Consider the following 12102-nt stretch of genomic DNA (forward strand, 5'->3'; position numbering starts at 1 on the left):
CCACGCGCAAGATCCAAGGTAGGTTTTGTAACCCGGATGACAAAGTGAGGGGCGGAAGGGTGTCCGACGCGCTCATCGACATCGAGCCGGGGCTCGCCGCCCTCCCACCGACGGTCGGCGAGCACCTCCGCGGGCTGCGGGCACCCCTGCACGGGCGGATCCTCGCGACCGTCCGCGCGGCCATGCGGGCGCAGGGCCGGTCGCTGACCGGTGGGCAGGGGCAGGGCCTCACCCTCGGCGTCGAAACCGCCGTCGACGCGTTCGTCGAGGCGGTCGCCGATCCGGGCCGCGACCTCGCCGCCACCCGGGCGGTGTTCCACGCTCTCGGCCGCACCGAGTACCGGGAGGGCCACCGGGTGGACGCGCTGCGCATCGTCCTCACCCTCGGCGCCCGGGACATCTGGGCCTTCCTCGTGGAGAACGCCGGCCCGGCCGGCCCGGCGCCGGGCGACCTGTACGTCATCGCCGGCGCGCTCTTCGGCTTCGCCGACGCCCTCGCCGGCGCGGCGGCGGAGGGGTTCCTCGACGAGCAGCGCGACGTCGCGCAGGACTGGGCGACCACCCGACGCCGGCTGATCACCCTGCTGGTGCAGCCCGAAGCCCCGGCCGAGAGCGCGCTGCACGCCGCGGCCGACGCGGCCCGCTGGCCGCTGCCCCGCAGCGTCGCCGTGGTCAGCGTCGACGGCACCGACGCCGAGCACCTGGCGCGGTCCATCGGCGGGGGCGCGATCGCCACCGTCATCGACGACGCCGTACGGCTCGTCCTGCCCGACCCGGGCACGCCCGGACGCCTGGCCCGCGCCCGGCAGGCGCTGTCCGGCCGGCGGGCGGCGCTCGGGCCGACCGTCGAGCTGGGCCGGGCCCGGCTGTCGTACCGGCTCTCCCGACGCGCGCTGGCGCTGCAACACGACGGCGTGCTCCCACCGGGGCCGCTCGGCTGCGACGAGCACCTGCTGACCCTGCTGATGGCGTGGGAGCCGGGCCTCGCCGACCGGCTGTCCGCCGTCAGGCTCGCCGCGCTGGACGGCGTCCGGCCCGCCGCCCGGCAGGCGCTGGCCGAGACGCTGCACAGCTGGCTGCGCCGGCAGGGGCAGGTGGTCGCCGTGGCCGAGGAGCTGCACACCCACACGCAGACCGTGCGGTACCGGATGCGCCGACTACGTGAGCTGTTCGGCCCGGCGCTGGACGATCCCGACGCCCGGCTCGCCCTGCAACTCGCCCTCCGGCACCGGCTGAGCCGGCCGGCCGGTGGCCAGGGGTGATCCGGAACCCATCCGCGTTGAACCGTACGGCCGTCCGATCCGAACCACTGGTCGTGCGTACCCGAACCGCCGCGCTGCTGGGGCTGCTGCTCGCCCTGCTGTCCGTTCCGCTGACGCCACCCGTTCCCGCCGCCGCCCACGCCCTGCTGATCGCCACCAGCCCGGTACGCGACGCGGTAATCGGTTCCCCGCCACGGGAGGTGGTGGTGACCTTCAGCGAGCCGGTGTCCCCCGTCGCGGGGCGGGTGCAGGTCCTCGGCCCGGACGGGCGGAAGGTCCACACGGGTGAGCCGGTGGTGCGTGGCGGCACCCTGCGCATCCCGGTCCGGGTGCCCGACCGGCCGCTCGGCACCTACCTGGTCAGCTACCGGGTGATCTCGGCCGACAGCCATCCGGTGGCGGGCAGCTTCACCTACTCCGCCGGCGCCCCGTCGGCGACTCCCCCGCCGCCCGACGGTCGGACCCGGACCAGCGGCGCGCTGGCGCCGGCCGCCCGGTACGTCGGCTACCTGGGGCTGGTCCTGGCCGTCGGTCCGGTGCTGCTGGCCGTCGGGATGTGGCCGCGCCGGCGCTCCCGCCGCCCGGTCGTGGTCGCCGCCTGGGCGGGGCTCGGCCTGGTCGTGGTGGCCACCGCCGGGCAGTGGGTGGCACAGGCCGCGGACATGGTGGGAGCGCCGGTCGGTGAGCTGTCCCCGGCCGACCTGCGGGCGGTGGGCGCCAGCGCCGTCGGCCCGGTGCTGGGCGCCCGGCTGGCCCTGGTCGGCGTGGCCGCGGCGCTGCTGCCCGCCGTCGTGGCCGGCCGGTCGGGTCGGGGGCGGCGGGCCGCGCTGGCGGTGGTCGGCGTTGCCGCGCTGACCACCTGGCCGTTGGCCGGGCACCCGGTGGCCGGGCCGCTGCCGCCGGTCAGTGTCGCCGTCGGCGTGGTGCACCTGGCCGCGATGTCGGTCTGGGCGGGCGGGCTGCTCACCCTGGTGGCGTTCCTGCTGCCCGGCCTGCACGAGCGGCTGCGCGCCCGCGTCCTGCCCGCCTGGTCCCGGCTGGCCACCCTCGCGGTGTGCTGGCTGGTCGCCAGCGGCGTCGCCCAGGCCGCGGTCGAGCTCGGCCGGCCCGCCGCGCTGCTCGACACCACGTACGGGCGGCTGCTCTGCGGCAAGGCCGCCCTGCTCGCCGTGGTGCTGGCGGTCGCCGCCGGCCAGCGACGCCTGGTGCGCCGGGGGTTGGCGGCGGGGCGGCCGGGCCGGGTCAGCCGGGCGGCGGGGGTCGAACTGGTCGCCACCGCGCTGGTGCTGACCTTCAGCGCCGTGCTGGTGCAGACGCCGCCGGGCCGCACGGCCGGCACCGAGGCCGCCCGGGCCAGCCGGGAGGGGGTCGCCCAGACGCTGACCAGCGGCCTGTACACCTTGCAGTTCGACGTCTACCCGGTGCGGGTCGGGACGCCGAACTCGCTGCACGCCTACGTCTACACCCCGCAGGGCCAGGCGCTGCCGGTCGTCGAGTGGACGGTCAGTCTGGCGCTGCCGGCGGCCGGCGTGGAGCCGGTCCGGGTGCCGGTCGACACGCCGGAACCGCACCACGCCAGCGCGGAGGTCACCTTCCCGGTCCGGGGCGAGTGGACGCTGCGGTTCACCGCCCGGACCAGCGACGTCGACCAGGCCACCGTCACCGCCACCGTGCCCGTCGGCTGAGCCACCGATCCGCCGAGCCCGCCGTTCAGTCGACGGCCGCGCCGGTGTGCCAGGTCGCCGAGTCGAAGTCGGCGTACCCGCCGTCGGCGCCGATGTCCTGCACCCAGAGGCCGGCGAACGCCCCGGTGAAGCCCCAGCCCGTCGGCTCGCCGTCCACCGCGCGGGCGGCGTGCTCGTCGGAGAGGATGGTGGCGTCGAGCACCGGTGACAGGGGCCGCCACCCGTCGCCGAGGTCGTAGGAGAACCGCAGGGCCGGCCCGTCGAAGACCACCCGCAGCCCGATCCGCGCGCGCCGCCCCAGCCGCACGGTCGCCTCCGGGTACGCCGTGCGCCGGCCGGAGTCGCAGCTGAGCACCTCGAGCACCGGCTCCCCCGCGTCGTCGAGGCTGACGTAGGCGTAGTGCCAGTTCCGGCTGTTGTAGTAGCCGGTGATCCCGGCCAGCTGGCGGAAGGTCTCCGGCCGGAACTCCAGCACGGTGGACAGGGCGCAGCGCGGGTCGGTGACCCGGCGGGCGACCAGGCTGGGCCGGTGCCGCCCGACCGGTGACTGGCCGCCGACGATCCGCAGGTGGGAGGGGCGGGCGGCGAGGTCGACCCAGTCCGGGGTGGCCGGGCGGCGCAGGGTCGACCAGGCCGGCCCGAGGGTGGGGGCGTCGAAGTGGTCGGTCGCCGGCTCCGCCGGCCACGGCGCGGGCGGCAGGTCGGGGGCGGCCACCACGTCGGCCGGTACGCCCCCGCGTACCCGGGGCCACCCGTCGGCGGTCCACTCGACCGGCTGCAGGGCGGTCTCCCGGCCCAGCACGCAGTTGCCCAGCGGGGTGTAGGGGCGGCCGGTGAGGTGGGCCAGGTACCACCGGCCGTCACCGGTCTCGACCAGGCTGCCGTGGCCGGCCTTCTGCAACCGCAGCTCGGGCCGGCCGTACGAGCTGATCAGCGGGCCCGCCGGGTCCGGCCGGTACGGGCCGAACAGCGACCGGGAGCGGGCCACCGTCGCCTGGTGCTCCCAGCTGGTGCCGCCCTCGGCGGTGAGCAGGTAGTACCAGCCGTCGCGGCGGTAGAGGTGCGGCCCCTCGGTGACCCCGGCGGTGGTGCCCTCGAAGATCAGCCGGGGCGGGCCGACGAGCCGCCCCGCCACCGAGTCGTACCGCTGGATCTCGATGCCGCCGAACGAGTCCCGTCCGGGGCGCCAGTCCGCGCGCATCGCCAGCAGCCAGGTGCTGCCGTCGTCGTCGTGGAAGAGCGACGGGTCGAAGCCGTGCGCGTGCACGGGCACCGGGTCCGACCAGGGGCCGGTGACGTCGGGCGCGGTGACCACGTAGTTCTGCGGGTCCCAGTAGCCGCTGGCGAAGCTGGCCACGTCGGTGTAGACGAGGTGGAACCGCCCGTGCGCGTACGACAGGCAGGGCGCCCAGACGCCGCACGAGTCGCCGACGCCGGTGAGGTCGAGCAGGCGGCGCTCGGTGAGGATGCCGCCGAGCGGTCGCCAGTGGACCAGGTCCCGGGAGTGGTGCAGCCGCACCCCCGGGTACCACTCGAACGTCGAGGTGGCCAGGTAGTAGTCCTCCCCCACCCGCAGGATCGACGGGTCGGGGTGGAAGCCCGGCAGCACCGGGTTGTGGATCACACGGGTGGTGGTGGGCGTGGTTACCCCGCTGGTCATGGGGAGGTCTCCTCGTGGGGGGCGGGTCACTTGCCGAAGCCGGCGGTGAGGCCGCCGAGCAGGTGACGCCGGCCGAACAGGTAGAGGGTGAGCACCGGCAGGGCGGAGAACACCACCAGCGCCATCAGGCCGGGCACGTCGGTGCCGAACTGGTTCTGGAAGTTCCACAGCCCGAGCGGCAGCACCCGCTGCTCGGGGCTCTGGGTGAGCACGAGCGGGAAGAGGAAGCCGTTCCAGGCGCCCAGCCCGCTGAAGATGCCGATGCTGACCAGGCCGGGCCGGGCCAGCGGCACGACGAGCCGGGTGAAGGTCCGCGCCGGGCCCGCCCCGTCGACCGTCATCGCCTCGTACAGCTCGTCGGGGATGTCGCGCAGCGTGCTGGTGAGCACGACGACCGACATGGGCAGGGAGAACGCCACGGTGGGCAGGATGATCGCCAGCAGCGAGTCGTAGAGCTGGAGCCGGGTGATGATCAGGTAGATCGGGACGACCACGGCCTGGGCGGGGATGGCCAGGCCGAGCAGGAAGAGCGAGAACCCGACCCGCACGGCCCGACTCGTGCCGCGCACGATCGCGTACGCCGCGGGCAGCGCGAGCGCGAGCACCAGCACCATCGTCGCGGCGGTCACCACCGCGCTGTTGAGCAGCAGCCGGGCGAAGCCCTGCCCGAGCACCCGACCGTAGTTGTCGAGAGTCAGTGTCCCGGGCAGGGCCAGCGCGCCGTCGTTGAGGTAGCCGTCGGGGGTGCGCAGGCTGCTGACCAGGATGTAGTAGAGCGGCAGCACCACCACGAGCAGCCAGAGTGTCGCCCCGACCCCGGCCGGCAGGTTCACCGGCCCGCGGGCCCGCGCCCGGCCCGCGGCGGGCGGCTCGTCGGCGGGTACCCCCGTGGTGGCCGGCGTGGGCGTGCCGGGCGTCGGCGGCGGCGCCGGCCGCACGGACTGCGGTTGTCTCACAGGCCCTCCCGGTCGCTGGCCATCCGGTGGTAGCCGGTGGCCCGGACGATCAGCACCGACAGCACGGTGCCGACGGCCACCAGCAGCACCGACAGCGTGCTGGCGTAGCCCATGTCGAAGCCGACGAAGCCCTTGATGTACATGTGCAGCGGCAGCACCCGGGTCTCGGTGCCCGGCCCGCCACCGGTGAGCAGCAGGATCGTCTCGAAGTAGGTGAGCGATCCGACGATCATCAGCACCGAGGAGGCGACGATCGTGTGGCGCAGCAGCGGCAGGGTGATCGACCGGAACTGGCGTACCCGGTCGGCGCCGTCGATGGCCGCGGCCTCGTAGAGGCTCGCCGGGATCTGCCGGACGGCGGCCTGGTAGATCAGCGTGTGGAACGGGACGAACTGCCAGGCGATGACGAGGGCGACCACGTACAGCGCGCGGTCCGGGTCGCCGATCAGGTTGCCGTCGGGTGCGCCCAGCCAGGGCCCCAGCGTCGCCGCGGCGCCGAAGTTGGGGTCCAGCAGGGACAGCCAGGCCAGCGCGATCGCGGCGGTGGAGAGCAGCAGGGGCAGGAAGAAGGCCGCCGAGAGGATCGCCCGGTTGCGCTGCGGCGCCGCCGCCCAGACGCCCAGCAGCAGCGCCAGCGGCGTCTGCACCACCCAGCACAGCGCGGTCAGCAGCAGCGTGGTCCAGATGCCGTGGGTCAGGTCGGCGTCGTCGCGCAGTGCCCGCCAGTTGTCCAGGCCGGTCCACACCGGATCGCCGAGCCCGTTCCAGCGGGTCAGGCTGAGGTAGGCCACGACCAGGATCGGCGCCAGCCCGAAGACGGTGAAGAACAGCCCGGCGGGGACCGCCCAGAGCGCGCCCGGCCGGCCGTGCCGGCGCCGGTCCGCCGAGGCCCGGCCGAGGGCCGGCACGGCCGCGGTCACCGCGCCTTGCCCATCGCGGCGACGAACTCGGCCGGGGTGAGCTGGGAGAGGAAGAGCTTCTGCAGGTTGGTCAGCAGCTCGCTGCCGACCGAGGGCGGCAGCGCCTGGTCCCAGGACTGGGTGAACGAGGACGCGCCGGACACCAGCTGGTAGGTGAAGGTGGTGAACTCGGCGCCCGGGGTGCCGGCCAGCTTGGTCTCCACGCCCTTGACCGCCGGCACCTGCCCGGCGGCGATCAGCCCCTGGACGTACGACTCGGAGGTCAGGGTCCGCTTCAGGAAGTCGACCGCCGTGTCGGCGTGCTTGGAGCTGGCCGACACCGAGTAGTAGTTGCTCGGGTTGCCGACCACCGCCGTCGGGTCGCCGGCGCCGTCGGCGACCGTCGGGAAGGGCAGCCAGCCCAGCTTGCCGTCCTTGACGAAGGCCGGGTTGTTGGTCAGCTGGGTGGAGTACTCCCAGCTGCCCATGAGGAACATGGCCGCCTTGCCGGTGGCGAAGAGCTTGGAGGCGCCGGAGTTGTCGTAGTTGATCGAGGAGAAGTTCCCGCCGAACGCACCCCGCTTCGCCAGCTCCTGGCACATCGTGGCGGCCCGCACCACCGCCGGGTCCGACCAGGCGCCGGCCCCGCCGGCGGCGATCGCGGCGAACTTGTCGGGGCCACCGACCCGGTCCAGCAGGTACTCCAGGTACATCAGTTCGGTCCAGCCCTGCGAGCCGGGCAGCGCGATCGGGGTGACCCCCTTGGCCTTCAGCGCGTCGACCACCGCGAGCAGCTGGTCGTACGTCTTCGGCGGCTGGAGCCCGGCGGCGGCGAAGACGCCCTTGTGGTAATAGAGGATCACCGGCTGGATCCCGTTCATCGGCAGGGCGTACTGCCGGCCGTCGACCTGCCCCACCGACAGCACGCTCGGCAGGAACGCGGCGGACAGGTCGGCCGTCCGGTCGGTCAGGTCGACCACTTGGCCGGCCTTGACGAACTGGGCGAGGTTGCCGCCACCCCAGTTGAAGAAGACGTCCGGCGCCTGCGGCGACCCCATCGCCACCTGGAGCTTCTGCTTGTAGGCGTCGTTGACGTACGTGGTGAACTGGATCTTGTTCTCGGCGCCGGAGTTGTAGGCGTCGATGGCGGGCTTGAGGACCTTCTGGTATTCGGCGTCCTGCAGAGCCCAGAGCTGAAGCTGCTCACCCCCGCCCGGTCCGGAGTTGCCGCACGCGGCGAGCGAGCCCAGCACGCCGGTGCTGAGCAGGGCTGCGGCCGTACCACCCAGGAAATCGCGCCGACGCATGGCCGATCACCGTCCTCTCCACGACCCGGCCGCGCCGACCGGATGCCTCGACAAGTTTCGGGAAAGTTTCGATTTCGAGGCAGACTAGGCAGCGTCGCGAGATCGGGTCAAGGGGTCGCTGTCGATGGATTGGCAGCGAAATCTAACGGATCGGACACGCCGGTGCGCAGTTTTCGAAACTTTCGGGATACGATCGAGGGCAGGGCACATCGATCGCCGAGGAGAGTGGCATGCCGGAGACGCGGGCGACCCTGTCGGAGATCGCGGCCGCCGCCGGCGTGTCCGTGCCCACCGTCTCGAAGGTGCTCAACGGCCGGCCGGACGTCGCGCCCACCACCCGGCAGAAGGTGCAGGACCTGCTCGACCGGCGCGGCTACACGGCCCGGCGGGCCACCTCCTCCGGCGGCGCCGGCCTCATCGACCTGGTCTTCCGCGACCTCGGCAGCCCCTGGGCGATGCAGATCCTCGACGGCGTCGAGGAGCTGGCCTACCGGGCCGGCATGGGCGTCGTGGTCTCCGCCGTGCACGGCCGGCACCGCACCCGCCCCGACCGGCGCTGGATCGAGCAGCTCTCCGCCCGCCGCTGCGACGGGGTGCTGCTGGTACTCTCCGACCTCTCCCCCAGCCAGCAGAGCCAACTCGACGAACTGGGCATCCCGGTGGTCATCATCGACCCGGCCGGGCAGCCCGGCGCGGGCATCCCGTCCGTCGGCGCGACGAACTGGGCCGGTGGCGTCGCCGCAACCGAGCACCTGCTCGCCCTCGGCCACGACCGGATCGCCGTGATCGGCGGCCAGCCCACCGTGCCGTGCAGCCGGGCCCGCGTCGACGGCTACCGGGCCGCGATGAACGCGGCGGGCCGCAAGATCCCCGCCGGGTACGTCCGGCACGGCGACTTCAACGCGCCGTCCGGATACCGGGAGATGAACGCCCTGCTCGACCTCTCCCGCCCGCCCACCGCCGTCTTCGCCTGCGCCGACCAGATGGCCCTCGGCGCCTACGAGGCGCTCTACGAGCGCGGCGCGCGGGTCCCCGACGACGTGAGCATCGTCGGCTTCGACGACCTGGACGCCGCCCGCTGGTCGGCCCCGCCGCTGACCACCGTCCGCCAGCCGCTGACCGAGATGGCCGGGATGGCGACCCGGATGCTGCTCGCGCTGGTCGCCGGCGAGGAACTGGACAGCCACCGCATCGAGCTGGCCACCCCGCTGATCGTCCGGCAGAGCACCCGCCGGCCGGCCTGAGCGGAGCCCCACCCTCCCGGGTCCGTGGGCCCGGCGCCGCCGCGGCTGCTCCCGGCCGTGCCCGCGAAATTGCCGGGACGGATCGGCGCGCGGATTGAACGACCGGCGCCCCGGCACCGTACGACCGGGTGAAGGGAGCTGCTCATGAAGCGCATCACCCCGTTGCTGACCCTGCTGACCGGGGCCGGGACGGCCGCCGTGCTGTTCGCGATGAGCGCCCAGGCGGCGCCGCGTACGGTCCAGCCGACGGCCGCCGTCACCCCCTCGGCCAGCGCCACGGCGCCACCCGACGCGCCCTCGTCACCACCGGTCGACCCGACCGGGCAACCGCCCGCGCAGCCGTCCGAGCAGCGCGGCCGCCCCGGCGCTCCCACCACCGCCCCGGCCGCCCCGGCCGCGCCGGTCACCGGGAACTGGACCGGCCGGCTCGACAGCGGCGCCACCATCGCCGTCACCGCCACCAAGGGCACGGCCGTGGCCTACGTCTGCGACGGCCGCCGCCTGGAGATCTGGCTGCGGGGCACCGCCGCGGACGGCCGGCTGAAGCTGACCGGCAAGAAGGGCGCCACCCTCACCGCCACGATCGGCGACGGCGACGTCACCGGCGAACTGGTCGTCGGCGACCAGCGGTGGAGGTTCACCGCCAAGGCCGCCGCCACGCCCGCGCCCGTGCTCTACCGGGCCACCGCGCAGACGCGCCGGGCCGGCGTCGACGGCGGCTGGATCATGCTGCCGGACGGCTCCCAGATCGGCGTGCTCACCCGCGACGGCTCCCCGGCGCCGGCCCCGCCGCTCGACCCGGCGTTCGGCACGACGATCGTCGACGGCAGCACCGTCGCCGCCGAGCCGGTGGCCGCCGAACCGGGTACGGCGGAGTGAGGCTCGGTCCCCGGCACGGCGTCGACGCGGACTCCGTCGACGACACCACGCCGGTCGTGCACGTCCGGTTCGACCCGGCTCCCGCGCCGGACCGGCCCGCCACGTTCGGCGCGCCCCGGGCGTCGCTGCTCGTTCCGTTGCTCGTCGGCGCGGCCGTCGCGGTGGCCACGGGCGTCTACGGTCGGCTCCACACCCCGACCGGCATCGCCGTCAACCTGGCCGGCTTCTCCGGCCCGCAGGCGGTGAAGGTGTGGCTGGGCAGCGGCGCGGCGTTCTTCGCCGTCCTCCAGTTGCTCTCCGCGCTGGCCATGTGGGGCCGGCTGGGCGGCTTCTCCCCGTCCTGGGCGGGCACCGCGCACCGCTGGTCGGGCCGGATCGCGTTCCTGCTGACCGTGCCGGTGGCGGTGCACTGTCTCTACGCGCTCGGCTTCGCCGACCACGACCCGCGCACCCTGCTGCACTCGCTGCTCGGCTGCCTGTTCTTCGGCGCCTTCACCACCAAGATGCTCGCCCTGCCCCGGCCGGGCCTGGCCGGCTGGGTGCTGCCGGTGATCGGCGGGGTGGTCTTCACCGTCCTGATGGGCATCTGGCTGACCTCGTCGCTGTGGTACTTCACCACGGTCGGCGTCGGCATCTGAGGTACGAGAGGAAGGCGAGGACATGGTCGACGACCGCGATCCCGGCTGCCCGTCCCGGCGGGCGATGCTGGCCGGTGCCGGCGCGGCGGGCCTCACCGCCCTGCTGACCGGCTGCCAGACGTACGGCGAGGCCGGGGCCCCGGCCCCCCAGGCGACCGGCGCGGCGGGCGGAGCGGCGAAGCCGCTGGCCACGGTGGCGGACATCCCCGTCGGCGGCGGGCGGATCTTCGCCGCCCAGGGGGTGGTGGTCACCCAGCCCGCCGAGGGCACCATCAAGGCGTTCTCGGCGAAGTGCACCCACCAGGGCTGCACCGTCACCGCCGTCCGCGACCGCACCATCGTCTGCGCGTGCCACAACAGCGTCTTCGACATCGCCGACGGCTCGGTGCGCGGCGGACCGGCCGGTCAGCCGCTGCCGGAGGCGGCCGTCTCGGTCGAGGGGAACAGCATCCGGCTGGCCTGACCGGGGCCGCGCGCTCGGGTGCCGGGGGTGACCGCCCGCGGCCGGTGCCGGGCCAGCACCGCGTGGCGAACGGGATCACGTCGTCCCACCGCCCGCACGGTAGGGCCCGGCGGGCCCGTCCGGGCGGCCGGCCCGGCTGGCGACGCACGGACGGTCCGGGGACCGCCGCGACCGGAGGGGACGGTAGAGTGGACCACCGCAGCCGACGCCCCGCCAGGCGTCGCGAGCGAGCGTCAAGCAGCGGCGCTGGTCCCCGGTCCGCCCCGTGGAGCCGCACCCGCGGCCGACGGGAATGGGCCGTTCCCATCATGCGCTGCCCCGGCTCCGCCGGAACGATTGCGCCGGTTCGCAAGGACGTCAGACGCCATGCCGCAGTCCCCCCTCGACCTGACCGAGGCCTTCATCCAGCTGGGCACGATCCGCCACGACGAGACCGGCCTGGACGCCATCCTGACCCGGATCGCCCAGGTCGCCCGGGACGGCATCCCGGGGGCCGCCGAGGTGTCGGTGACGCTGGTGCACGGCACCGAGGCCACCACCGCCGCCTACACCGGCGACCTGGCGCTGCGCCTCGACGAGTGGCAGTACGAGCAGGGTCGGGGCCCGTGCCTCGACGCGGCGACGACCGGCACCGTGATGATCGTGGCAGACATGGCGACGGAGAGCCGGTGGCCGGAGTGGGCGCGGCGGGCGCGCGAGGCCGGCGCGGGCAGCTCGATGTCGATCGGCCTGCCCATCCAGGAGGCGGTGGTCGGGGCGTTGAACGTCTACGGCACCCGGCCGGGCGCGTTCGACGAGGTGGCCGAGGCCGCGCAGACCTTCGCCGACCACGCCGCCGTCGCCCTGGCCAACGCCCACCTCTACGACAGCACCGCGAACCTCGCCCAGCAGATGCAGTCGGCGATGCACAGCCGCGCGGTCATCGAGCAGGCCAAGGGCATCATCATGGGGCAGCGGCGGTGCTCGGCGGACGAGGCGTTCGCGATCCTGGCCAAGGTGTCGCAGAACTCCAACCGCAAGGTGCGGGACGTGGCCGAGGCGCTGGTGCGTCAGGTCACCGCGGGTGGCGCGGCGCCCCGGCAGTCGACCCGCCCGGAGGGCTGAGTCAC

11 protein-coding genes are annotated in these 12102 nt (G+C 74.5%); 7 read left to right on the forward strand and 4 right to left on the reverse strand.

The features are described from left to right. Positions 1 to 59: 59 nt before the first annotated feature. Together ACTMTB_RS26425 and ACTMTB_RS26430 are read left to right on the forward strand one after the other, a co-directional pair. Positions 60 to 1262 carry a PucR family transcriptional regulator gene (locus ACTMTB_RS26425; protein ID WP_441148906.1) on the forward strand — a complete coding sequence of 401 codons (1203 nt, stop codon included), beginning with the start codon at positions 60 to 62 and terminating at the stop codon, positions 1260 to 1262. Between the two features lie 53 nt (positions 1263 to 1315). Then, positions 1316 to 2947: a copper resistance CopC/CopD family protein gene (locus tag ACTMTB_RS26430; protein WP_441148907.1), complete on the forward strand. Its 1632-nt coding sequence runs from the start codon at positions 1316 to 1318 to the stop codon at positions 2945 to 2947. Between the two features lie 25 nt (positions 2948 to 2972). On the opposite strand, the gene ACTMTB_RS26435 is transcribed toward ACTMTB_RS26430, so the two are convergent. The 4 genes from ACTMTB_RS26435 to ACTMTB_RS26450 are packed head-to-tail and all read right to left on the reverse strand — an operon-like array spanning position 2973 to position 7769. After that, on the reverse strand, positions 2973 to 4607 hold the full coding sequence (locus tag ACTMTB_RS26435) for a glycoside hydrolase family 43 protein (protein ID WP_441148908.1): 1635 nt from the start codon (positions 4605 to 4607) through the stop codon (positions 2973 to 2975). 26 nt (positions 4608 to 4633) lie between these two features. After that, positions 4634 to 5563: a carbohydrate ABC transporter permease gene (locus ACTMTB_RS26440; RefSeq protein WP_441148909.1), complete on the reverse strand. Its 930-nt coding sequence runs from the start codon at positions 5561 to 5563 to the stop codon at positions 4634 to 4636. After that, complete coding sequence (locus ACTMTB_RS26445) at positions 5560 to 6483, reverse strand: carbohydrate ABC transporter permease (protein ID WP_441148910.1); 924 nt, start codon at positions 6481 to 6483, stop codon at positions 5560 to 5562. Before ACTMTB_RS26445 ends, ACTMTB_RS26440 begins: the two co-directional genes overlap by 4 nt. Further along, positions 6480 to 7769 (reverse strand): ABC transporter substrate-binding protein, encoded by a 1290-nt coding sequence (locus tag ACTMTB_RS26450; RefSeq protein ID WP_441148911.1) that lies wholly within the window; start codon positions 7767 to 7769, stop codon positions 6480 to 6482. Before ACTMTB_RS26450 ends, ACTMTB_RS26445 begins: the two co-directional genes overlap by 4 nt. A 230-nt stretch (positions 7770 to 7999) precedes the next feature. Between ACTMTB_RS26450 and ACTMTB_RS26455 the strand changes: the two genes are divergently transcribed. From ACTMTB_RS26455 to ACTMTB_RS26475, 5 genes are all read left to right on the forward strand, one after another. After that, positions 8000 to 9013: a LacI family DNA-binding transcriptional regulator gene (locus ACTMTB_RS26455; RefSeq protein ID WP_280838644.1), complete on the forward strand. Its 1014-nt coding sequence runs from the start codon at positions 8000 to 8002 to the stop codon at positions 9011 to 9013. A 144-nt stretch (positions 9014 to 9157) separates the two neighbouring features. Beyond that, on the forward strand, positions 9158 to 9892 hold the full coding sequence (locus ACTMTB_RS26460; RefSeq protein ID WP_441148912.1) for a hypothetical protein: 735 nt from the start codon (positions 9158 to 9160) through the stop codon (positions 9890 to 9892). 125 nt (positions 9893 to 10017) lie between these two features. Next, on the forward strand, positions 10018 to 10530 hold the full coding sequence (locus ACTMTB_RS26465) for a DUF6529 family protein (protein ID WP_441148988.1): 513 nt from the start codon (positions 10018 to 10020) through the stop codon (positions 10528 to 10530). Between the two features lie 22 nt (positions 10531 to 10552). Beyond that, positions 10553 to 10993, forward strand: coding sequence for a Rieske (2Fe-2S) protein (locus tag ACTMTB_RS26470; protein WP_441148913.1), 441 nt, complete (start codon positions 10553 to 10555; stop codon positions 10991 to 10993). Between the two features lie 366 nt (positions 10994 to 11359). Continuing rightward, positions 11360 to 12097 carry a GAF and ANTAR domain-containing protein gene (locus ACTMTB_RS26475; protein ID WP_357619059.1) on the forward strand — a complete coding sequence of 246 codons (738 nt, stop codon included), beginning with the start codon at positions 11360 to 11362 and terminating at the stop codon, positions 12095 to 12097. The last annotated feature ends 5 nt before the right edge of the window (positions 12098 to 12102 follow it).

It is taken from the genome of Micromonospora sp. L32 (assembly GCF_052068055.1).
GTDB classification, from domain to species: domain Bacteria; phylum Actinomycetota; class Actinomycetes; order Mycobacteriales; family Micromonosporaceae; genus Micromonospora; species Micromonospora purpureochromogenes.